19 protein-coding genes are annotated in these 24,033 nt (G+C 48.1%); 3 read left to right on the forward strand and 16 right to left on the reverse strand.

What is annotated here, in order from left to right; genetic code table 11:
• Nucleotides 1-20 precede the first annotated feature (20 nt).
• Genes IV45_RS04810 through IV45_RS04830 form a run of 6 tightly spaced genes read right to left on the reverse strand, consistent with a single transcriptional unit; the run spans nucleotide 21 to nucleotide 6,050 of the window.
• Nucleotides 21-956, reverse strand: a complete 936-nt coding sequence (locus tag IV45_RS04810) for a DMT family transporter (protein WP_057741176.1) — start codon at nucleotides 954-956, stop codon at nucleotides 21-23.
• 22 nt (nucleotides 957-978) lie between these two features.
• Nucleotides 979-1,476 carry a phosphatidylglycerophosphatase A family protein gene (locus IV45_RS04815; RefSeq protein ID WP_057741177.1) on the reverse strand — a complete coding sequence of 166 codons (498 nt, stop codon included), beginning with the start codon at nucleotides 1,474-1,476 and terminating at the stop codon, nucleotides 979-981.
• Between the two features lies 1 nt (nucleotide 1,477).
• Complete coding sequence (locus IV45_RS04820; RefSeq protein WP_057741179.1) at nucleotides 1,478-2,644, reverse strand: hypothetical protein; 1,167 nt, start codon at nucleotides 2,642-2,644, stop codon at nucleotides 1,478-1,480.
• 12 nt (nucleotides 2,645-2,656) lie between these two features.
• Complete coding sequence (locus IV45_RS07940; protein WP_169790374.1) at nucleotides 2,657-2,815, reverse strand: hypothetical protein; 159 nt, start codon at nucleotides 2,813-2,815, stop codon at nucleotides 2,657-2,659.
• A gap of 13 nt (nucleotides 2,816-2,828) precedes the next feature.
• Entirely contained in the window at nucleotides 2,829-3,677 is an 849-nt protein-coding gene (locus IV45_RS04825) for an alpha/beta hydrolase (protein ID WP_057741181.1), read from the reverse strand.
• Between the two features lie 27 nt (nucleotides 3,678-3,704).
• Nucleotides 3,705-6,050, reverse strand: a complete 2,346-nt coding sequence (locus IV45_RS04830; protein WP_057741183.1) for a hypothetical protein — start codon at nucleotides 6,048-6,050, stop codon at nucleotides 3,705-3,707.
• Nucleotides 6,051-6,509: 459 nt separating this feature from the next.
• Between IV45_RS04830 and IV45_RS04835 the strand changes: the two genes are divergently transcribed.
• Nucleotides 6,510-7,919, forward strand: coding sequence for a Na+/H+ antiporter NhaC family protein (locus IV45_RS04835; RefSeq protein WP_057741185.1), 1,410 nt, complete (start codon nucleotides 6,510-6,512; stop codon nucleotides 7,917-7,919).
• Nucleotides 7,920-7,974: 55 nt separating this feature from the next.
• Here the strand turns inward: IV45_RS04835 and IV45_RS04840 are convergent, their stop codons facing one another.
• Complete coding sequence (locus IV45_RS04840) at nucleotides 7,975-8,721, reverse strand: alpha/beta hydrolase (protein WP_057741187.1); 747 nt, start codon at nucleotides 8,719-8,721, stop codon at nucleotides 7,975-7,977.
• Between the two features lie 122 nt (nucleotides 8,722-8,843).
• On the opposite strand from IV45_RS04840, the gene IV45_RS04845 reads away from it, so the two are divergent.
• Nucleotides 8,844-9,857, forward strand: coding sequence for a hypothetical protein (locus IV45_RS04845; protein ID WP_057741189.1), 1,014 nt, complete (start codon nucleotides 8,844-8,846; stop codon nucleotides 9,855-9,857).
• Between the two features lie 45 nt (nucleotides 9,858-9,902).
• Nucleotides 9,903-10,754, forward strand: a complete 852-nt coding sequence (locus IV45_RS04850; RefSeq protein WP_057741227.1) for an aldo/keto reductase — start codon at nucleotides 9,903-9,905, stop codon at nucleotides 10,752-10,754.
• Between the two features lie 88 nt (nucleotides 10,755-10,842).
• Here the strand turns inward: IV45_RS04850 and IV45_RS04855 are convergent, their stop codons facing one another.
• The 9 genes from IV45_RS04855 to IV45_RS04895 all read right to left on the reverse strand — a co-directional run.
• Entirely contained in the window at nucleotides 10,843-11,550 is a 708-nt protein-coding gene (locus IV45_RS04855; RefSeq protein ID WP_057741191.1) for an MIP/aquaporin family protein, read from the reverse strand.
• 24 nt (nucleotides 11,551-11,574) lie between these two features.
• The gene (locus IV45_RS04860; RefSeq protein WP_235807663.1) at nucleotides 11,575-13,026 is read right to left on the reverse strand and encodes a GH39 family glycosyl hydrolase; all 1,452 of its coding nucleotides are present in this window, start codon (nucleotides 13,024-13,026) and stop codon (nucleotides 11,575-11,577) included.
• A gap of 127 nt (nucleotides 13,027-13,153) precedes the next feature.
• Nucleotides 13,154-14,776: a glycoside hydrolase family 43 protein gene (locus IV45_RS04865; RefSeq protein ID WP_057741194.1), complete on the reverse strand. Its 1,623-nt coding sequence runs from the start codon at nucleotides 14,774-14,776 to the stop codon at nucleotides 13,154-13,156.
• Nucleotides 14,777-14,807: 31 nt separating this feature from the next.
• Entirely contained in the window at nucleotides 14,808-16,391 is a 1,584-nt protein-coding gene (locus IV45_RS04870) for an MFS transporter (protein ID WP_083487264.1), read from the reverse strand.
• Nucleotides 16,392-16,496: 105 nt separating this feature from the next.
• The gene (locus IV45_RS04875; RefSeq protein WP_057741197.1) at nucleotides 16,497-18,389 is read right to left on the reverse strand and encodes a sialate O-acetylesterase; all 1,893 of its coding nucleotides are present in this window, start codon (nucleotides 18,387-18,389) and stop codon (nucleotides 16,497-16,499) included.
• Between the two features lie 34 nt (nucleotides 18,390-18,423).
• Entirely contained in the window at nucleotides 18,424-20,454 is a 2,031-nt protein-coding gene (locus tag IV45_RS04880) for an alpha-glucuronidase (protein ID WP_235807664.1), read from the reverse strand.
• A 277-nt stretch (nucleotides 20,455-20,731) separates the two neighbouring features.
• Complete coding sequence (gene uxuA, locus IV45_RS04885; RefSeq protein WP_057741199.1) at nucleotides 20,732-21,805, reverse strand: mannonate dehydratase; 1,074 nt, start codon at nucleotides 21,803-21,805, stop codon at nucleotides 20,732-20,734.
• A gap of 21 nt (nucleotides 21,806-21,826) precedes the next feature.
• Nucleotides 21,827-23,341, reverse strand: coding sequence for a xylulokinase (gene xylB / locus IV45_RS04890; protein ID WP_057741200.1), 1,515 nt, complete (start codon nucleotides 23,339-23,341; stop codon nucleotides 21,827-21,829).
• An 89-nt stretch (nucleotides 23,342-23,430) separates the two neighbouring features.
• Nucleotides 23,431-24,033, reverse strand: a 603-nt coding sequence (locus IV45_RS04895) for an apurinic/apyrimidinic endonuclease family protein (RefSeq protein ID WP_476703299.1), incomplete at its 5' end; no start/stop codon positions are given.

The raw sequence follows: 24,033 nt of genomic DNA on the forward strand, positions 1-24,033 counted from the left end.
CCGTGCTGACGGCGTATTTTTTACTCATGGTGCCAGAGGTGACGCCAGTGGAAATGACGGAGGCCCAAGATTTTATTCATTGGGATCGACTGCATAACGGTCGTTAATAGGATCAGTAGCGAGCCAAAGATAGCGGCTACCGTCAAGCGCGTCCCCAAAAGTGTCACGGCCAAGATGGTTGCGACCAAGGGCTCAAAGGCACTCAAAATGCCCGTCACGGAAGGTGCAACGTAGCGGATGCTCTGCAGGAACAACGTGTAGGAGAACATAGTACCAAAAACGATAATGTAAACGATTAGCCACCATTGACCAGTTGTCAGGCTTGGCCAACCATTCTTGATCAACACTGGCAGCATGATGATTCCGCTTACCAGCATCGCCAAGCCGCAAACGGCCAAAGCGTCAAACTTCTTCAGTAGTGGTGCCGGCAGCATGGTGTAAAAAGCGGCGGCAAAGGCACACCAGACACCCCAAAAGATCGCGGTCGGCGTCAATGTTAGTGTGCCAAAGTGGCCGCCAGTCACCAGATAGAAGGTCCCCACTAACGCCACCAAGATGGACAAGCAGTCGATCCGCCGCGGCCATTTATGGCTAGCGAGTGAGATCCACACGATGATGATCACCGGCTGCAAATATTGAATGACCGTCGCCGTGGGGGCATTACTGTACTTAACCGCCAGAAAATAGGTTAACTGCGAATTCAGCATCCCAAATATCGAGAATGCAACCAGCATCTTCAAATTGCTTTTGGAATGGATCAATTCATGAATTTGATCAGGCGACTTCCATAAGCTCCAAAGAGTGAGTAAAATTCCCGCCGTTAACAGTCTCAAAGACACTAACCAAGCGGTATTGATCGTGGTATTGGAAAAGAGATATTGGGCTGCTGCACCAGATCCGCCCCAAAGCGAGGCACCGCCAGCAGCGAACAGAATCCCCTTCAACTGTTTTGACACTTACGAAACCTCCTCAAATCGTTTAAGCATATTTATGGGCTAACTTACCACACAAAGCTGCGACAATCGCGCCTAAAAGGTCATCAATGAAGGTATTGACATGTTTGGTATCACGGTCATACTGTCGGATGATACCATTTTTAACCCGGTCCATGTAACCAAAGTTGGTCACCCCGATCGTGCCATAGATCTCGGCAATCTGGATAGCGAGTGCCTCATCGACACCAAAGACTCCGGCATCGTTTTTTATGATCGATTCCAGCGGCTCCTTAATCTTGCCTTCTTGGCACAAGCGGTCCAACTCCAAGGCCACCATCGCATTATTGAGCAATTCACGTTTATGCAGGACTTGGATCAAGTTCTCATAACACTCATCGACGGTCAAGTTAGGCAGAAACTGTGACTGCAGATTATATGCCATCTGGGCCAGGTCGTGCAAGTGGACACCACGGTCATGCAGAGTATCGACAACGAAATTGAAGGCCTTGGTATCAGGGTACTTAAAGTTTTTACTCAACATGTTATTTCCTCTTCTTTTCTGCGTTGACACTTGCTAATAATTTTGCCAATTTATCCCGATGTGCCTGCGACAACTTCTCCAAAGCGACCTTCAAAATATCGGTCTGATTGGTGACCAAGTCTCTGATCAGGTTGATTGTCATCTTCTGATAGGCGGCTTTGTTATCATCCACCGTGGCATCAGATTCAACCAATCCCTGACTGCCGTCGATTACGGAATCATGGTAGACCTTGAAGTCATCATCGGTCCAAAGCTTAATGCCCATGATGTACTGGCCCATCAAGTCAAATGCACGAAGATAAGTGACTGCCGCCTGCTGATCATTCTGCGGCATGTTAGCCATTAGGTAGGAGCAAGCCGCCGTCAAATCGTCACAAATCGTCAGCGGGTGCTTGCTTAACAGATAATGGTTTTGGAAATCATCAACGACCTTCAGCACATCTGCTAAAGTCTCCTTGTCGATCGATTGACTCAACCAGTCCTTGAATCCCGCCATAAAATGCGCATTCAACTCGCGAATCTGCTGACAAGCTTGTTTAAACCCTGGTTGTTTGGGGGTCAGAGAACGTTGCTCAGCCCACTGATCGTAAGCAGCGCGTAACTTACTAGCGTGGTCCCCTCTTTCGGCGGCCACAGTGATCTCCTCATTGACTTTTTCAGCAAGCAATTCGCTAGGTTGTTGGTTAGGCAGGCAGGTTGCTTTCGTTGTCAATTGATGCCCCAAGTTGACCAAATCCTGCATCAAGCGCCCCTCTTCCTGATCGTGAACTAAGTCAATCGTCTGTTCAGCTAGAAGTGATCGGTACTCTTGGTAGGCTTTTTCAACCATAAAGTTCGTGGTCAGATTGGGTTCAAACTTTTCTCCACTCAAGCAGGCATCGATGTAGGTACGCGCCTTCTCGCGGTTGACCCGGCCTAAAGCCAGTTTCTGCAATAGTACTTCCTGGAAGACCATCCGGACATCCACCCGCAAGAAGTCAATTCCCGGCACCACAATGGGCGTCAAGGTGGCCTCGTTGACAAACAAGACCATGTCCATGTCCTTTAACTGGGCCGGCTTAACGTACCAATTAAGTAAGGTCGAACTGCTTTTGGCCTTCTTCTGGCTCGCGTGTTCGATGGGCTTTTCAGGCCAGTGAATCTTTAATTGTTGAGAAATCTTCAGCATACAATCACCTGGCTACTTCTTTTGGTTCAAACCTTGCCGGATCAACTGTTTAGCGGCTTCAGCAACCGTCAATTCATGATTCTTGGCGTACTTCTCTAGGCGTTTATACAATGCCACGTCTTCAACCCCGCGCCAGATTAGGCCCGTAACTTGTCCGTGTTCTTTTTTCAATCCAATGACCTCCTTACTGCTTGTTCCACAAGACCTTCATCAGCCGGCTCAAAATCTCTTTCCGCTGATGAAGCTGTGAATGATCGGTATGTTTAAAAATGTGTTCATGATAATCAACCTTCTGCCCTAACAAGAGGGTTTTCAGCATTTGCGATTGGACATGGGGAACGGCGCCATCCGTCCCCTTTTTCGTTTGGCCCATCCAGTTGTCGATTTGCTTAATACTGGTCAACGAGTGCCGATCGATTGCGTCCTCGAGCTGGGTGAAGTTTTGATCTTGAGAACGATGGACCAAAAGCGGTGTGTAGCGTGTCTTGCGGCCAAAACTCTCATCAACTGGCACCCCTAGTAAGATCAAATGCAGAACTTTCACGTCTTTTTGCAACTTGGGCGAGCGCAGATAGGCATGGAAAAACTCGGTGCCGCCATAGGAATGGGCAACCACGTTCATCTTGTTGATGTGGTAATCGTCGTGCAGCATAAACATCACCCGGCGCAGTTGCTGGGTCTGTTTCTCATAACCGCTAGTGTAGTTCCAGATATATAAGAGCTGGATGATTGGATTGTGGTGGTTCAGGCTCCCTTTGACAATCACTCGGCCATTTGGTGCCACCCAGATGGTCATTGCTTTTTGCGCCACATCACCCTTCTGTGCCCGGTGAATCAGCCGCTGATAGGTCCAGCTATTGCCGCCCCAACCCGGGATCAACAGAGTCGGTGTGGCAGAATAGTTGACGTTGGTGCGCTTAGCCGGAATGGTGTGGGACTGGGCGCCCTTTAACAGGTAAAGCTGCAGGGCCAATAATATCAGGACAATGACGATCAAAATTCTTAAGAGGTGATGCCCCCATTTAATTTTCATCCGCACACCCCCTCTGCGCATGTTAAATTAGCCAAACAGTCGTGCCCAGAAGCCACGTTTCTTCTTTGGTTTCGGTGTTTCGGCGGCCTTTTCTTCTTTTTCAGCTGCTTTATCGTCTTCGTCATTTGTTTGGTCATTATCGGCGTCAGCAACGGGCTCCAACTGTGGGTTCTCAATGCCGATCCAGTTATAGAAAGCTGGGGCCTTGATCTCAACAAATTTACCGTTCTTCCCGTTGATCCCGTCAACACAGAGTTCCACTGGCAGCGCATTCCGATATTCCTCAACCGAATCGCTGGAAAAGCCGTTGAAAGTCGTTAACTTAGTGATGTCAAAGAGCAGGCTGTTCTTATCCTTTCTGAAGAGGAAGTCCTTCTTCTGCGTCAGGTAGAGCTTAGCCCACTTATTCCGCGCGTTTTCACCAAAGTCATCGCACAAGCTGTCGGAAAAGTAATCCGGAATCGGCATGTCGGCTAACTGGTAGTAATAACGGAAAATTCGCCGGGTCATCGCCAAGAAGTCCAGCTGGCCGGTATTCTTGTCGAACATCCGCCAAGGCGTGCTGTCATCTTCCAGGTAGTTGGCCATCCGCACAACAAAGTCCTTGAAGAGTGTGTTGTCCAGTTTCTCACGGACACCGTAGATATACTTGGCCGCCTCACCCTTCTTGGCACTGTCGATAACCTTATCCAGTTGCAGATAGTAAGTCCGCCGTGCGGTTTCCCGTCGCATAGTGAAGCCCGAATTGTAGTTGGTCGTCCCAATCAATGGAGCAACGGGCTTAGGGCTGTTAACCAGTTCGTTAGTCGTATCAACGATCAAGCGCCGACTGTATTGCGGCTGCTGGAAGAAGTACGGTTCAATTTCATCGACTAAGACTGGGTAAGTACTCCCCTGCATCATGTAGCTTTGCAGTGCCTGCATGGTCTTGGCCTTACGCTGGGGAGCGTCAACTGGGTAGATCGTCCCAAAGTCAATCATTGATTTGGACGTATTCCAGGTCAACTGGTTGATGATCCGTAGCAAGGTTGACTTGCCAGAACCGGCACTGGAGCCCAGGATTAGGAAGTTTGGAATATCGTTCCCATCTTCTGGGTTCAAACTGGCCTTTTGCCGGATTTCCCACAAGAATGGCGCTGTAAAGGCATACATGATGGCTTCGTAATAACGTTTGCCATAATCAGCAGTGAAATCAACGACGAACTGCTGGTAACCGCGGATGACGGCCTCAATTTGCTGCAGGCCTTCCTTGATTTGCGAAACGGTGGCTAACTTACCGAACGGAATCGGATAGGTACCAGCGTCATTTGGCGTGTACAGACCAGTCTGATTATGGGCAATATTCCGTTCAAGGGGCCGGTCATAAAGGAAGGTGGTGTACTTCTTCTCCACTGCCAAGTCTTGCGGTGAAACAGAGGATTGCAGGGCATGTTGCACCCGCTTGCTAATCTGCTCACGATCCTTAATCTTTGGATGAGCGGCACGCGGGGAAACGGATTCCTTTTCCAACATCAAAACAGTGTCTCGCTGCTTAATTGCCCGCTCTTCCATTTCGGCATCATGCGTCCGGTTAGCGGTGACATTCCGCATTGCCAACGTGGCCTGCGGATCAAGTAGCTGCTTATCCAGTTGCCGCTGAACGTCATCAACAATCAGGTTGGTCATTTCCCGTTGCACAATCTGATCCGTCTCCTCATTGGATAAGATGATGACACTATCGTTGTTGCCATTGGCCGCCCGGTTGGCCTTCAATTGCTTCTCCGCAACGGTTAGCAATTCGTTGGTGAAGTAAGGCTGGACAACTGGCCGGATATCCTCTTTGAAGTGGTGGAGCAGGTTGCCATACAGTGGATCGTTATCGAAAATCAACACTTCCTCGAACCGGTTGGCTGCCGCATCAAAGGATTCCTTCGTCAGATTAATCGAACCCAAAATAACCCGTGTATTGCCAGTAACCAGGTTGGCTAAAAGATAGAAGCGCGAGTGCAAGAGCTGGGTCGGTGCAATTTCGAGCTTCAGCACCCCTGCCAGCGCAGTCAGTTGCAGCTGCGAACTCAAGCCTTGAAAGAGCTTGATAGCCTCCTTATTGGCCGTATTCAACAGTGCATCCGCCAAAGCGCCCTTCGTCACGTTTTCGAGGTTGCGTAAATGTTGATGAGTCGGCAGGTTGCCCAAGGCTAATTCAACTTGGACAAAGCCGCTTAAGTATTGATTGATGAAATCGGCACTGATTTGGCCGGTGACCCCGATCATTTGGGGATATGATTGCGCATCAAAAATTTCTTGAATGGACATCTGCGCGTCTTCATGGTTATGCACCACATGAATCCGCTTGTCGTTAATATGTGTTTTTACTGGATCTCCAGTCGACATTTGTTTGATCTCCTCATTCTTTTCAGTATAAATACATACATAGTATATTTTCGGCTATTTGACCACTCTTTGCAAGCTTTGAGCGGCTTCTCAACCCTAACTTGGCAGATTCCGGACAATTGTCAGTCAAATTAATTTAAAATTAGGATTGACAGATAAATATTAAAATGCTTTAATAAAAACAATCAATTAACGAAAGGACGTTGTCAAATGCGATTATTTAGCTCAACACACAACTCGTATTATTACGGCTATGCTTATTCAGCGTAGGCCTGTACCACTTAGGTGCGGACCGACAGACGTTCGCGCCTAAGCAGAGTTGTATTTGAGCATGGCTTTGCTAGGTGTTTTCAATCTAGTATGGCCAATCATTTGAATGAGTCCGTTAAATACGCCAACTAGATTGAGCAATGTCTGAGTCTAGTTGGCATTTTTGTATTTTAAAAAGGATTGGTTAAAATGAGTATTTTCAAAAAATCAGCAAATCAAAAGCAAGAAGAACCCGATCTGAGCTTTGGTGAAAGCTTGATCGTCTTAATTGTTATCTTATGTATCTTAGGCTTCTTAATTATCATCAAGCACCAAGCTCCACAAGCTCCTCTGTTCATCGCGTTTACTTTTCTGGCCATCTACGGCAAGGTCCGGGGCTTTAGCTGGGACACCGTCATGAACGGAATGCGCAGCGGTTTGAAAGCTGGTGTCGACCCCTTGATCATCTTCCTTTCAATCGGGGTCTTGATTGCCACCTGGATCTTCTCGGGCACGATTCCAACCATCATGTTCTTTGGTTTTAAGATTATCTCCGTGAAGTTCTTCCTTCCAACCGTCTTCCTGGTTTGTACTTTGGTTGGGGTTGCCTGCGGGAGTTCCTTCACGACCGTGTCAACGATGGGGATCGCCTTCATCGGGATTGGGGCAACCCTGAAGATCAACCCTGGCTTAACCGCCGGCGTCATCGTTTCCGGTGCCTTCTGTGGTTCCAACATCTCGCCCCTGTCCGGAACGACCAACCTGGCTGCTAGCGTTGGGGAGATCAGCATTTACGAACACATCCGTTCCCTCTTGGTTACCGATATCCCTGCCTGGGCCGTCTGCATGGTCGTCTACACCTTCTTGGGCCTGAATTCAAAGTCTGTCAGCCTGGATGCCGTTCACCGCATGATGGATGGTCTGCAAAAAGGTTTCTGGATCTCCGGCTGGGCGATGTTGCCAGTAGTTCTGCTGATTGTGTTGGCCGTCTTACAAGTTCCCGCAATCCCATCATTGGGTCTGGGTTCCCTTTTTGCCGCTGGCTTAGGCTGGTTCCATGCACCATCCACCAGCATCAGTAGTATCACCAAGACGATTTTAAACGGTTTTGTTTCTCACACCGGCAATAAGACCATCGATGCCCTCTTGTCCAAGGGTGGTATCGCCAGCATGCTGACATCTCTGGCACTGATCGTCTTTGCCTTGGCGTTAGGTGGTCTCTTGATCCGCTTTAACATCATCGGTGCCATTATCAACCACCTGTCTGGCATTACTAAGAGTTCTGGTCGTTTAACCTTTGCCACTGCCTTGACTTGTATCGGGGTCAACCTGGTCGTTGGTGAACACTACCTTGCAATCATCCTGCCTGGTCAATCCTTTGTTCACTCATTTGACCGTTTGAAACTGCCACGTAAATTCATGACCCGGGTCTTAAATGATGCCGGGGCGGCGGTCAACGCCATCGTCCCATGGTCCGTTTCAGGGGTCTTCATCTCAGGTGCTCTGCAGATTGATCCATTGAAGTTCATTCCATGGGCCTTCTTCCCATTCTTAGTCACCATCTTCAGCATCATTGCCGGCTGCTTGATCAAAGCAAAGCCACAAGCAATCGCTGATTAAAAAAGAAAGCAGCTGTGTCAACAATTGACACAGCTGCTTTTTTGCTTAAATTTGCTTACTTTAATAAGAAATCGCCCACTAATTTAATGATTTCTGGCCGCTTGGGACCGTCAAACAAGTGGCCTTCGCCTTCAACCAAGTGCATTTCGGTTTGTGGCATGATCACGTTGTACTTTCGTGTGGCATCTGGTGAAACAACTTGGTCAGCCAAACCATGGATGAGCAGAGCTGGATGGTCAAAATGTTGAGCCGTTTCATAGATAGGCATTAACTGAGCCGTCCGGAAATATGCGCCACCCACTGCAAAGCCATGAACGTTGACGACATCTGGGATATGGTTCGGGTCATATTGACTACCCTGGCAAATCCCCTGCAAAGCATCCGTCTTCAAAGTTGCGGCTGGTGCCATCAGCACTAACTTTTCTAACACATCGCGGTAGTAACCGGCGAGCATTGACGCAACTACTCCGCCCTGCGAATGGCCAACCAGGTAAATATGCTTGGCGTGCATGACGTTTCGTACATAATTAATGATTGCAATTCCGTCTTGAATCTCGGAGAAGACGGTCATGTCGGTGAAGTTCCCGTCACTCTTGCCACAACCGTCAAAGTCAAAGCGGATGGTTGCCAGGCCGCGATCATTGAGGTTATGCGACAAAGCATACAGAATCTTACTATCGTTGTAGCCCAAGTCCCCCTTAAAACCGTGCATTAAGATGGCGACCGTGTCGTTTTCAACGGTTGACGTGCCCTCCAGCAAACCATGTAATTTCAAATTGTCACGTTTGATGTCAATTTCCATTCGAATCACCTCTGCATCATTTTATCAGATAAAAGTACGATCACGCTCCTGATCTCTTGTTGTTTTTCCAAAAATGTTGTTATAGAGTGAGAGAGTAACTATTTGAAGAGGAAGTCGAAATTATGAATAAGAAACACGTTGCAATGTTAACCGTTGCTGGTCTCTGCCTTGCCTTGGCAGGTTGTGCCAGTCAAAGCTCACCTACGAACAGCGGCAATTCGTCCAGCCTGCTCGCCAGCAAGTCCAGCGAAAAGATCAGTGCTGACAACCTGACCCCACAAGAAATGGTCAGCGTCGTTACCACTTACGCCGGCAACAAATACGGCAAGGATTGGGCTTCCACGGCTAAAGCTGCCCACAAGTCTAGTCTGCAAGTCGACCTCTACAACGCCGACCGTTACGATTTAAGCGACAAGGGTCAAGGGGTGGCCTACAACGTCCGTGCCGACCAACAATCATCCAAGTTGGTTTACACCGTTAACGACAACAACGTCACCATTTTTAGCAACGCATCCAAGAATCACGCTGCTAAAAAGTTAGGAACCGTCAGCCGCAAAACAATGGTCAACTACCTGAACAACAAGGGTCAAAGTTCTTACGCTAAGCAATTGGCTAAGAATGCTCAGGTTAACGACAAGCGTAATGGCGGCAGTTCTTCTAGCAGTTCGTCAACCACTAAGACCGGCAAGTATGGTAACGAAGGAGCCGTAAACGTTCCTGCAGACATGCAAGGTACCTGGTACAGCAAAGATGGCAAGGTTACTTTTGGGAAGAATAGCGTTACCATCGATGGCGAAAAGGGTTATCTGTTCAGACAGTCCAAAGAATTTGGTGAGAATAATGACAACTACACCAGTAAGTCAATTATCGACGCCACTAAGGATTGGTTCCGCACATCTTTCTTTGACGATTACGGTATGCACTGGTTAAACATTCGAGGATGGACCCAGAGTGCCGGTGATGGTGCCTCCTTCGCCGTTCACTATGAAAATATCGATGGCCATTCAGTTAAAATTCTGGTTCAAGGCGGCGGTGCTGAACAATGGGTTGACACGATTTACTACCAGTCACCAGACCTGGCTCAGCAATACGGCAACCACAAATTCGAAGACTTGCATTACCGCGATGATGATTAGTTAAACAGCACTAATCGCTAATAGATTTAATGGAGGCGGTTTATGATGAAGACAGTCACGATTAATCAGCAAACAATGCCGGCAGTTGGTATTGGGACCTGGCACATGGGCGATTCAGCCGCCAGTCATAAAGACGAGGTTGCCGCTATTCAGGCCGCCATCAATGCTGGAGCAGTCGCCATTGATACCGCTGAAATGTACGGCAATGGTCGTTCTGAACGCTTAGTGGGTGAAGCAATTCACCCATTCGACCGTCAACAGCTATTCTTGATCGATAAGGTGCTTCCTAGCAATGCCAGTCATGCCCGTCTCGAACAGAGTCTGGACCGCAGCCTCAATTTAGTTGGTACCGATTATTTTGATCTTTACCTTCTCCACTGGCGCAGCGGCACTATTCCGTTGGCGGAAACGGTTGACGAACTCGAACGCATGCAGGCCAAGGGCAAGATAAAATCCTGGGGTGTCTCTAATTTTGACACTAGTGATCTGGAAGAACTCTGGCAACTGCCTGCAGGCGATCATTGTGCTGCCAATGAGGATCTGTACAATTTAGACGAACGCGGAATCGAATTCGATTTGATTCCTTGGCAAGCACATCACCAACTGCCGCTGATTGCCTACTCTCCCTTAGCCGAGGCCGACACCATTTCGGGTCAGTTGAGCCATAATAAACTATTAAAGGAATTGGCCAGCAATCATCATGCCAGTGTCTACCAAGTTATGCTGGCTTGGACCATCCGCAATGGTAACGTCTTAACCATTCCGAAGGCCGGCCAAGTCCAGCACGCTCTAGACAATGTCAAAGCCGGTGAGATCACTTTCAGTGAGGACGAATTGGCTGCATTAACGCAGGCATTCCCGAAACCTAAGCGCAAGCAATCATTAGCAATCATCTAAGTAATCACGTCTGATAACACAAAACGGACACCGAAACTGGTTAACCACCAGCTCAGGTGCCCGTTTTTCTGTCTAAACTGATTAATGATTAGTGAATCATAACTTGGAGCAGTGATGCGGCTAAGCCCCCTGCCAGTGGACCCAGCATGGGAACCCAAGAATAGGCCCAATCGGCACTCCCCTTGTGCGGCAGCGGGACGATGGTATAAGCAATCCGCGGTCCCCAGTCACGCGCCGGGTTCAAGGCAAAACCAGTAGTGGTCCCCAAACCGGCACCAATGAGGAAGATGACCAGGCCAACGACAAATGGCTTAAGTCCTTGAGTGAAGTTCCCCAAGTTCAGCATGATCAACACCATCATAAAGGTCGCAAAGAATTCCGAGAAGAAGTTGAAGAATGGTGAACGAATGGTAGGCACAGTGGAGAAGATACCGATTGTATTCCCCTCTTTTGCACTCGTGCGGGCGAATTGCGGCCAGAAAAAGATCATGTTAACGACCGCTCCGAGAAAGGCGCCCAGCATTTGGCCACAAAGATATGGCAAAACCTGGTGCCAAGGAAACAAGCCACAAATAGCGTATGGTAACGTGATTGCCGGGTTCAGGTGGCCTAATGAACCGTAAGCGCCAGCAACGTGGACACCCATGGTCACGGCCACACCCCAGCCGAACGCGATCAGATACCAATCGTCATGGTGACTGTTATTCGTCTTGTTCAAATGAATTCCCGCACCAATCGCTGTGCCTGTCGCCATCAAGACAAAGGTGCCTAAGAATTCGCCAACAAATCCATTCATCAAAAATTCTCCCTCTTCTCCAGCTTATTTAGTCAATTTTTCGTAATCGAAACCATTGTCAGAACTGGTTGAACGTGGTTTCAGGGTGAATCCTACCACTGAATCGGCTGACACTGCCAATGAATAACTTTCGCCACGATCAAGGATCACGGTTTTCAGCTTTGGATTAGCAGCCTGCCGCAGCAGTTTGACATCGGCGGCCTGCGGATTGGCAGGCTCACCCAAGTCATGCCAGGTCTTCAGCGGGTTCCCATGATTGTCGTCTACCAGCTGCAGGGTCAACACAGCACTGTCAAACTGGTTTTGCTTGATTTCATAGGAATATGGGGCCACTTCCTGGTCACGATAGTAATTCCAAACTACCCCAGCTTGATTACCCTGGTCATCCTTGGTAACAACTGCATGATCGTCCTTGAAAATGCACTGATCCAACAATTGTTTATAGAAGTAGTAAGTCCAGAAGGTTGGCTTCTTAATCTGGTGATCTGCTAACAGACCGAAGCCACCATGGAAGAGCTGGTATGGAATCCCCTTCTCTTCAAAGACGTCACCAAATGTCCAGTAAGAATACAGTTCACAGGTATCACCCATCTTGGCTAACATGTCGGCCACGTAAGCCGCATTTTTAACTGTATCATGTAATGGTGCGTCAGGGGAATAGGAAGTCGAAAATTCGGTGATGTACATTGGCAACCCCTTCAGACTGGACTGATCAATGAGTTTACGCGACGTCTCCAGTTCATGCAGGCTTTCCTTTAAGTCCCGCAATTCTGGATACCGATAGTGACCGGCCGTTGGAACGACGCTGACAGTGTAGAAGTGCCGCGTGATGAAGTCAGGCTTCAGTTTTTCCTGTTCACAGAAATCGATGAAGTCTTTGATCCATTTCTCGTCTTGAACCCCGCAAATGGCCGGACCACCAACGATGAAACGTGAGTCGAGTTGCTTAATGGCCTTGAAGGTGATCTTAAATAAGTGCAGGTAATCTTCTTCATTGCCGGCCCAGAACTGGTCAATGTTTGGTTCGTTCCAAATTTCGATCGGCCAAGTGTAGACGGTGTCGCCATAACGGTCAACAAGGTGCTTTAAGGTCGTCGTGACCAGGTCCAGCCAGCGCTGCTCATTATTTGGCGGTGTGATGTGACCCTTCCAGTAAGAGAAGGTTTCAGGACCGCTGGCTAACTTTTCTGGCATGAAGCCGGTTTCCAGGCATGGATTGATGTGCAGGCGCTGGAAACTGTCGAAAATGCGGTCGAGGTAAGTGAAGTTGTATTCAACATGAACGTTGCCATCCTCATCTTCGTGCTGTTGGTAGATACCAATATCATCATGAAAAAGGCCGTGGAAGCGAATGCGTTTGAAGCCCAGTTCTCTTTGGACCAGTGCCAATTCCTTAAGATATTCGTGGTGGAGTGCCAGGCCGAGGCGCCCGGAGCCAACACATTCAAAGGCTTTATTGTTAAAGTGTGTATTCATTAATATCCTCCTGTCTGAATTCATCAGTTACACAAATGCCCCCTAAGTTCGGAAAGCGAACATTAGGAGGCATTTTGCGTATCGGACGTTTAATCATTGACGGTTATTCATCCGCCCGATTTCCGAATCATTTTTCTTGATATTTGAAGTAGTCAAAACTAGCTGGTTGATAGAAGCCTGAGTAGTCAACACAAGCCAGGCCAACCATCGCACCCGTAAAGAAGCCGCCGTAGTTTTGCAGAACATAGTCATCCGACAACACGGCTGCATCGAGGGTCACATCAATGTCTTCCCACTTCTGCCCATCAAATGAGTATGCATAGTGATAAGACTGTTTATCAACAACGGTCCGGAAGTAAACTGCATTGACGTTATCCGGAATAACAATTGCATGATCCTTTAAGAAGGAACGGTAATGGTTGTTATCATTTTCAGCCACTTCAATGACCTTGGCATCACGGTCTTCATCATAGGTGACAAAGATCCATGAGTAATGACGGTCATTATAGAAGTTGACCAAGCCGGCCATCTGCTGGTAGGAATTAGGATCAAAGCTAACCTTAGTTTCTGCCGTAAAGTGGAAAGCCTGCCAACGACTGGCAATCATCGAAACATTGAAGATTGATGATAACGACTGCTGACCACGCAGGACCAGCTTGCCATCACCCTGCTTGCCCATCCGTGAATCGAATGGGTCCCGCAGCGTCTGCCATTCAAGATTCAATTTTGGTTGATCAAACTGATCTTCAAATGAATGGTTATCTGAAACATCCTTCATTGGCTTTGCATCTTTTGGTGCCGGAACTTCAACCATACCGCCATGGCCGCCGACAACACGTGGCCAACCATCATCATCAAAGGTGACCTTCTGAATCGAGGTTTCCCGACCCAGTGAGCACCAACCGCGCGGATCAAAGACTGATTCGTTTTCGTGGTGCCACGGCCGCCCGCACAGTGAAGCGTAGTACCATTCACCAGCAGGAGTGTTGACTAATGCACCGTGACCCTGCTTTTGGATCGGCAGTCTTGGCGTGTCGAAGTTGGTCAGGAAAATATCACCCGGTTCAGTTTCAAATGAGTGGGCGTCCAATGTCTTCGACCGTGAAACGACTTCTTGGTGTGTCCAGACCGTTCCACCTTGTGCTGCAAACAAGTAGTAGTAACCGTTGATCTTGTACAGGTGGGGTCCTTCAACCAAGGCAACATCGGTACCGTCATAGATGACCCGCCGCGTTTCTGGCAACAGCTTCTTGGCCTTTGGATCATATTCCGTTAACGTAATGCCATGGAAAGTTGGTTTCCACTCACGATGGTCCCAAGTTTCTTGAACCAGATACTTTTTGCCATCATCATCGTGGAACAATGAAGCATCAAATCCAGTCCCGTCCAATTCAATTGGATCCGACCATGGACCAGTGATCTTATCGGCCGTAGTCAAATAGTTGATACAGTCCTTAAATGGTCCTTCCATCGTCTTCACATCGGTAAAGACCAACCAGAACTTACCATCATGATAAGAAAGGTCTGGGGCCCAAACACCGCCTGATGACAAGTCACCATGCAGGTTCAGCAGCTTGGTCGTGGACAATGGTGACGGCAATAAGCGCCAGTGCACCATGTCGGTTGATTCGTGCAAACGGACTCCGGGGAACCATTCAAAAGTGGAGTTGGCGATGTAGTAAGTATCACCCACCCTAATCATGCTAGGATCCGGATTGAAACCAGGAAGAACAGGATTTTTAATCTTCATCAAATTACCTTCTTTTCATTAACAACTTGAGCTATTTGCTCGAAGAATCATTCTCACTGCTGTTGTTCGTAGCAGGAGCAGCCTTTTGTGTCATGTCAGCTGCTGGCCAGCAGTTTTCGTACTTAACACCAGTCAATGATTCAACAACCTTCTTAACATCTGGCTTTACGTCAGCCTTGCTGCCACCAGCCTTCAGACGGTTGATTTCACCAACCAGAACCTTGTGCGTCTTAGCATCCAGGTTGAAGGTTACGGCAATGACCATAGCCAGTAAGGTCAGAACACCAGTACCGAAGATCAGAACATAGACAACGGCGTGCGTAGCTTGTGCAGATTGAACAGTAGCACCAGTCTTGAAACCATTAGCAGTCAATACCCAGCCCAAGAAGACGGAAGCTAAACCAGAAGTCAGCTTACGAATGAAGGACATCATAGCAGCGAATTCACCTTCACGACGCTTGGAAGTAATCATTTCGTCAACGTCAGGGATGAATGGGAAGACGTTCCAAGGAATGGAGTAAGCACCACCCTTGAAGAACAGGTAAATAGCAGTAACAACAATCAGTGCTGGGATCAGAGTTGCCCGAGTTAAGTTCATCATGTACATAATGTAGTAAGCAGCCAAGCCGGCAATAACTAATGCAAAGTACAGGACATAGCACTTCTTAGCACCCAGACGAGTGAACAGCCAGTAGTTGACTGGAGTCAGTGGCAAACCAATGATACCTAAGGACAGCAGGAAGGAAGCGGTTGAAGTAGACAGGCCGTAACCAAAGACGATGAAGTAAACGAAGGCACCTGAGAACAGGTCTTGGGCAGTAACCCCTAACAGGTAGAGGTACATGTGTTGACGGAAGGCCTTAACCTTCAAGGTAGCAACGTATGACTTCAGAGCAGTCCATAAGAATTGACCAATGCTTTGGTGAGCTTCGTTAGGATCAGCAGTAGCTTCGATTTCGGAGACTGGACGTTCCCAAGTGAACTTCCAAGTAACCAAGCAAGCTAAAGCGAAGATGATAGCGAAGGTCACACCGGTAGCAGTGTAAGCATAAGCGTTGTGTTGACCCATAGCCTTGATGTACAAACCACCAACCAGGGTAACAACGGAAGTAATCGCACCAGAGAAGAACATCCGCGTGGTAGACATCTTAGAACGAGAGTTGAAGTCAGTCGTCATTTCAGATGGTAATGTTTCATAAGGAATCAGAACCATCGTAACAACAATTTCAACCAGGCAGTAGACAACCAGGTAGTATGCGTAACTGATACCTGGGATCCACAGCAGACTGTAAACAATCAAGATCAGTGGCGAACCGATCAGGATAAAGAAGTGACGACGACCGAAACGACGGCCTAAACTAGTACGCCAGAAAGTATCTGACAGACGACCCATAACAATGGAAGTAACTGAGTCGACAACCTTTGCCAGACCAATAATGGAACCGGCTTCCAAAGCAGACAGATTACAGAATGTCGTGAAGAAGAACATCAGGTAAGCACCAACTAAGGCACCGTACCCACCGCCCATCATGTCGGTACAACCAAAGGCGATGGACGTCCACATACCAACTTTGCGCTGGTCTGTGTTAGTCGCAGGTTTTGCAGATTGATTCATTTTAAAAATCTCCTAACTAGATAAAATAACCAAAATGACAAAAAATATAACAACAAATAATTGCTAATGCAGCCCATCATCAAGATGGTGTTGCTTAATTAAAGGCTACATTTTAGAAAATACGTGCGTAAATGCGCTAGAAACATGGTACCAGGGACGAACGGCCAACTTGAACGGCACTGCAGCACTGCCATCCTTGTCGGTCACAAAGACTGTCGGTGTGTTGGACCACGCATATGAAATTTGTGATTCAGGTCCGACGCGCGCCCGCCTTGGCAAGTTGATCACAATTGTATCGTCTAATACTTGATAATCATTTAAGATGTAACGTTGACCATCAGTTTCCAGTTCAAAACTGTGCCCCGGTTCAGCCTTTAAGCCGCGATCGAAGGTTTGGAAGTCAACTACGATTTGTCCATTATCATTGGCCGCGCGTAAGGCAATCGGGCCAGAAGCACAACCGTCAGGATACTTTTGCATCCGCTTGGTCAGCTTCATCAGCTGTTTAGCAATTGCCTTCTTGTTCAATGGGTGGAGGTCATTGTCTTCACCGGCACCCAGTGCGACGACCATTGCCGTGTGGTCTAACATCATGCCTTGGACCTGTTGCCCACGAACAGCCGCCCAATCATGGTTTGGTTCAATGCCACAATTTGGCAATTGAACAAAGAGGAATGGCATCTTCGGCCGGTTGAACAAGCGCCGCCAACTCTGAATCAGTTGGACAAAGACACGACCATAATTGATTGGATCATGGCTATCACTTTCACCTTGATACCAAAGAATTCCTTTGAAGTGGTAGTTGCGGATCGGATGAATCTCACCATTGTATAAGCCAACTGGCAGGTACTGTGGGAAGAACCATTGCTTCCGGCTTGGCATTGAGCAGCCCCGCTTCATAAACCATTGGCCATCATCCAGATTGATGACGTCATTGCCAACTTCAATCACGTGAGCCTTGTCTTTGCGCCAACCACCGACTTTTTGGTCGATCTTTAAGCGGACAGTGATTTCCAGCTTGGCCGGCAGCTTCTTCAATTCATAGTTGCGCGGCGGGTATTGATAACCAATTTCGCCCACCTTTTCGCCATTGACGTAGGTTTCGTCACCGTCAATCACGGTTCCTAACCGCATCATGCCAGCTTTGCCAACCAATTTAGCAGGAACGTCAATCTTACCTTTGAACCAAACGATGCCGCTGGTCAACAGGTGCTTGGCAATTGGTTGACCAATCTTGACAGGCCGCCAAGAATCATCAACTTTTGCGTGCACCCAGTCATTCTTCAATCCCAAATCGATGTGGTCACGATCGGCATCGTATTGTTCCTGATAGTGAGCACTCTCATCGGTGAATTGTTTAACCAGGTCATCATCTTTTAAGGCATCAAAGTCAACTGGCAGTTCTTTTAACTGACGCAGGTCATCTTCACTGAGCCAGCAGCGCACTGGCGTTCCACCAACTGCGCTCTGAACCAAACCAATCGGCACCTGCTCATCCTGCCGCATTAACTGGGCAAAGAAGTAGCCGACACCCGACATTGGCGCGATATTCTTACCAGTTGCGACATCCCAATTACCACCATCAAGTTCATCTGCTGGACCAGTAAACTGATACTGTTCAGGAATCTTGAAGTAATGAATCAGCTTATCCTTAGCCTTCTTCATTTCATCCGGATAGCGCTGGGCTAAACGGGTGATTGGCAGTTGCATATTTGATTGACCGGCCAAGAGCCAAACATCACCATAGTAAACATCATGGATGGTGACTTGGCTGTCGTCGCTTTTAACGGTCAAAGTGAATGGGCCGCCAGCCGAGTGTTTCGGCAGAAGCAGACTGAATTTGCCTTGGTCATTGGCGAACGATTCAACTTCGTTATTATCGATCTCTGCATGAACACTATCGCCGGGGTTAACCTTACCCCACAGTTTGACTGCTACTTCGCGCTGAAGGACAACACCGTCAGAAAATAACGGTGATAGCTTAATCGAATTGCTCATAATTCGCCTCCTTTAGTAAACGAAAGCGGGCAGTTTATTCATAAATCAGGCGTCCTTGATCGTCCGGAACACCAGACATCCGATAGAAGTAAGTGTTGACTTGATCACGCCATTCAAGGGCATCAGCCAGTTGTTGCTTCAAGCAATCACTAACAGATTCAAAGACCCGATCATCAATCTTGCCGGAAACCGTTGCCCAATCCTTAACGTACTGTTCAACGTTGGCGTAGCCTTGGAAGTGCAAGTCGTAGATGGTTTGAATCAAGGTCTTGCCATTAGCGAAGACGTGGTCATATGGGACGTGGTGCAAGAAGAGAACCACTGATTCAGGCGTCGTGTCCAGGTTTTCGTATTCGCTGGACAGCTTGTCGGAATACATGCCGATGAAGCCAGAGCCAGTAGCCATCGTCCGGTCAACCCCAACCCCATTGCGGTCAGCAAAGTGATAAGTGCCCCAACGGTCATATTCATAGCCGTTGACTGATGGACCGTAGTGGTAGTGAGGAACCACCATGAAGCCGACACCCAGTGGTGCACAGTAATCACGGTAAGTTTCGTTGGACGTATCAACGATCTTGTAAATGGTTGACTGTGTCTTGTTGTCGCTTTCGGTAAAGGTCAAGGCAACCCATTCATGCAGGATGTCTTCTGGCGTTTCCTGGTTGTTCCAGCAAAGGCGGCCGTAACCATAGAGGTTAGCTTGAGCCAGCGGGTTGTTGGTCCAGTGTTCGCTCATACCAACGTTACCAACGGCGGCCATCCCGGTGTGAGCCGGGTTAACAGCAGTTTCTTTAAGCACTGCTCCAGCGTGTGGATCCTTCAAGTCGTCATACTTGGTGTCGTAGTTCAACATCTTGTACCATTGCTTAACCGCGTAGTTGACGTCAATCTGGTGACCCAGGTATTCAGCTGAAATTTCGAATTCCATCATCTGGTTGGTGTTCCGCAACTTACCAAACAATGGTTGCAGTGGTTCAGCCGTCTGGAAGTCAATTGGGCCGAACTTCATTTGCAAAATAACGTTGTCGGCGAAGTGACCATCCAGTGGAGCAAAGTTGTTGTAAGCTGCCTTTGCCCGGTCAGTCTTACGGTCACGCCAGTCTTGGTGAGCGTTGTAAACGAATGCCCGCCAGATAACCAGACCACCATAAGGCTTGATGGCTTGACCCAGCATGTTGGCACCTTGCGCGTGGTCACGACCATATTGGTAAGGACCAGGTTCGCCTTCACTGTCGGCCTTGACCAGGAAGCCACCAAAGTCAGGAATTACTGAGTAGATGTTCTTGCAGACCTTTGCCCAGAATTCTTGGACCTTTGGATCAACGGGGTCGGAGGTATCCAGACCACCGATCAGCTTTGGTGCTGCCCAGTTGATTGCCAAGTAAGTCTTAATCCCGAAACCACGGAAGATCGTTGCAATTTCATCAACGCCATCCAGGTACTTCGGCGTGATCAATTCGATCCCTTGTTCACGAACGTTGACGTTGTTCAAAGAAACCGCGTTGATACCAACTGAAGCTAACATCCGGGCATAAGTGATCATCCGGGTACGATCGTGACGGAAAATGTCACCATCGATGTGCTTGACGTCAAAGTTACCAACATCAGGGTTGTCCAGCTTGTCTGGCTTGCCAAAGAAGATCGAAGCACCGGCGTAACCACGTTCAATGCTGCCATCGGTTTGGTCCCAGTGGTCAATCATCCGTAACGGCTGACTTGGCGACTGCAGATCAGTGTTCAGCTTTGTCCCCATTACCTTTTCCCGTAACAGTTCATAGAAGCCATACATTAAACCGTTAGTTGTGTTAGCCGTAATAACGACTTGACTACCCTTCTGGCTGAGCTGGAAGGCTTCATCGCTATCAAACTTGCCGGCCTGTTTTTGCAAAACAACCGTTGCCTTTTCCGGATCCAGTTCCAACGGCAGCTTCAACCAGTTGACGATGTCGCTTTCGAGTTGTAACCGAACCGCATCGCCACCAGCAACCGTTGCCGGTGAAAAGGCAAACGAATCATTTGCCATCGCCTTATGAATAAGACGATTGTTTAACCATGCTTTACCCAATTAATACACCACCTAGTTCAAACGAGTTAATAACATCTAAAACCTTATCTGAAAATAATTTCAGTTTTAGATAATTGGTTCACTAAACTAACTATCCAATGCTTATTATAGCACTAGTCGAAGCGCTTACAAGACTTTTCTGTCATTTATCTTTTATTCACATAGTCTCTAATACACAAAAACGCCTGCCACTAGTAGCTTTAGCGCTCTAGTGAACAGACGTTAGTTAATTAAATATTTTAACTAATTAAAGATTTATAGCTTATTTTGCTATATATTAGTAATCCTTTTCCAGTGCCTCCCAAAGGCCTTCAAGGTAAGTAATCCCTAAAGCACGATCATACAGGCCATAACCAGGACGACCCTTTTCGCCCCAGATATTGCGGCCGTGGTCAGGACGGATGTAGCCATCATAGTGGCAATCGTGCAAGGCCTTCATGATTTCGAACATATCCAAGGAGCCTTCAGTGGATAAGTGAGCGGATTCGTGGAAGTCGCCCCGCTCGTTAGTGAACTTGATGTTCCGAGTGTGCATGAATGGTACCCGGTCTTTCTTCACAAATTCACGGATGATTGACGGCAGGTCGTTAGCTGGGTTTTCTCCCAGACTACCAGTACAAATCGTAAAGCCATTGTAAGGACTGTCATGCAGTAACATAATCTTTTCCATGTCTTCCCGGTTCTTGTAAATCCGTGGCAGGTGGAACAAGTTGAACGGTGGGTCATCAGGGTGCATCGCCATCTTGACGCCATACTTCTCACAAGTCGGAATAATTGCATCCAAGAAGTACTTCAGGTTGGCCCGCAGTTGATCACCAGTCATGCCGGCATATTCATCAAAGAGCTTGGCCAGTTGAGCCATCCGTTCTGGTTCCCAGCCAGGAAGTGAGTAGGAATTGGACCCCTTCTTCATGGATTCAAGCAACTCATGTGGATCGTCACTCAATTGTTCAAATTCGAACTCCATAGCATTGGAACCATCGTGCAGCGGGTATGCCAGGTTGGTCCGGATCCAGTCAAAGATCGGCATGAAGTTGTAGCAAATCACCTTAATGCCGCACTTGGACAAATTCTTGATCGTTTCTTGGTAGTTGGCAATGTATTCGTCACGCTTTGGCCGACCTGCCTTGATGTCATCGTGGATATTAACACTTTCCACGACTTCGAACTTCAAGCCAGCATCTTCAATCTGCTTCTTCAGTGCCTGAATTCTTTCAAGCGGCCAAACTTCACCTGCTGGAATATCATACAGAGCAGAAACGACTTGCTTGGTCCCTGGGATCTGGCGAATCTGCTGCAGAGTAATCGGGTCATCATCAGCCCCGAACCAGCGAAATCCCATTTTTAACATGGATAATCCTCCTCAATTCGTTTACATGTTTGCCTGTTGACGACGGAACTCTAAGAGCTTGTGCGACAAGTCCTTCGTTTGGCCGTACACTTGCCGATAAAGTTCATCAAGCTGATTATAGCACTGAACATTCTTCTCATTTGGCAGGTATTTCTTGCCAAAGTGGACAAACTGCTTAGCACATTCTTGTAAGTCCTTGAACCAGCCTAAACCAACTGCGGCGAGCATGGCGGCACCCAGACCAGGGCCTTGTTCGTTGGTCAACGAAATAACCGGCTTGTTGAAGATATCAGCCTGCATCTGCAACCAGAAAGCACTCTTGGCACCGCCACCGATGGCAACGACCGTATCAAAGTCCTGGCCGTTTTCTTCATAGATCTTCAAGATGTCTCTGAAGCTGAAGGTGATCCCTTCCATAATGGCCCGTGCAAAGTCGAAGCGGTCTTGGATAGAGTCAATCCCGATGAAGCTGCCCCGAATGTCAGCGTCCGCGTATGGTGTCCGTTCGCCGACCACATATGGCGTAAATAGTAGGCCATGAGCGCCGATTGGTCGTTTAGAAGCCTCTTCCACCATATCTGAGAAGCTCATGTCACTCACAAACTTATGCTTGAACCAGTTCAATGAGTGTCCGGCCGCCAGGGTCACGCCCATTGAGTAGTAGGTATTTGGAATGGCGTGACATTCGTATTGGATCTGGCCATGGTAATTAACCTGGGCGTTCTCTTCATATTTAAGCACCACTCCTGAAGTCCCAATTGATGACATGACCATGTTCGGCTGGAGAATTCCGGCACCAACCGCACCACAGGCATTATCGCCACCCCCGGCAAAGACTTTGGTGTCAGTCGACAGACCGGAGAACATGGAGTAAGAATCAGAAATCGTGCCAACGCAGTCAATTGATTCCATCAACGGTGGACACATGCTTTCTGGAATATCAAAGGTCTTGCACAACAGACTGCTCCACTTCAGCTCCTTGATGTCTAAGAGAACGGTCCCGGTTGCATCGGAGTAATCCATCCCGATTTTGCCCGTCATGCAAAGGCGTACATAGTCTTTCGGGAGGACAAAGTGCTTAGCCTTAGCCCAAATATCCGGTTCGTTTTCCTTTACCCACAACAGCTTAGGCAGCGTAAATCCTTCCAGTGCCCGGTTGCCGGTAATGTCAATGAACTTGTCACCCAACTTGTCCATGATTTCCTGACACTGTTTAGTGGTCCGGGTATCGTTCCACAAGATTGCGGGCCGTAGTACCTTATTATTTTCGTCCAGTAAAACAAGGCCATGCATTTGTCCGGAGTAAGAAATACCCTTGATCTCTTCTGCCTTGATACCATCCCGCAAAATCAAGCGGTCAATTGCAATCGTGGTCCCATACAGCCAATCCTGCGGGTTCTGCTCGGAGTAACCTGGTTCTGGCTGACTCAGTGGGTATTCATAACTCTGTTGGGCCTTGATCGTCCCTTCACGGTCCATTGCGGAGACCTTGACGGCACTAGTCCCTAGGTCAACCCCCAGTACGTATTCGTTCATAATGATCCTCCTTAAATTAAAAAGGACCCGCACCCGAAATGCGGTGATGCGAATCCTCTTTTTGTTTGCTTAGTGCGTTAGTATTTGGCTTACTTTGCTAAAGTTTCAATGATGAAGTGGTTAATGGTGTCCTTAACTTCTTCAAGGTGGTCAGACTGCGTGGATGCCCGCAGTTCTGATTGTGGCATATCCAAGACCTTTGGTTCGATGGTCTTGAAGTTCTCCTTGCCTTCTTCGATGGACTTGCCGAAGCCTTCGTCCCAACTTGCGTAACGTTGCTTTACCAAGTCGTCTAAGAAGCCGTCTTCCTTCATGGCAGCGGCTACCCGCAGGCCGGCAGCGAAGCTATCCATGCCCACGATGTGGCCATAGAACAGGTCAACTGGCTTGAAGGAAGTCCGCCGTGGCTTAGCATCGAAGTTCAGACCACCGCGAGGACCGATGGAACCGTTCTGAACAACTTCCCACATAGCAGCTGTGGTTTCGTAGAGGTTGGATGGGTATTCATCGATATCCCAGCCGATCAGCTTGTCACCTTGGTTAGCGTCCAGGGAACCTAACAGGCCGGCTTCACGAGCCACCCGAATTTCGTGCTGGTAGGTGTGCATAGCCAAGTTAGCGTGGTTGCCTTCCAAGTTCAGCTTGAAGTCCTTGTCCAGACCATATTCACGCATGAAGTTGATGGTGGTTGC

The sequence above is a fragment of the Limosilactobacillus secaliphilus genome (assembly GCF_001437055.1).
GTDB classification, from domain to species: domain Bacteria; phylum Bacillota; class Bacilli; order Lactobacillales; family Lactobacillaceae; genus Limosilactobacillus; species Limosilactobacillus secaliphilus.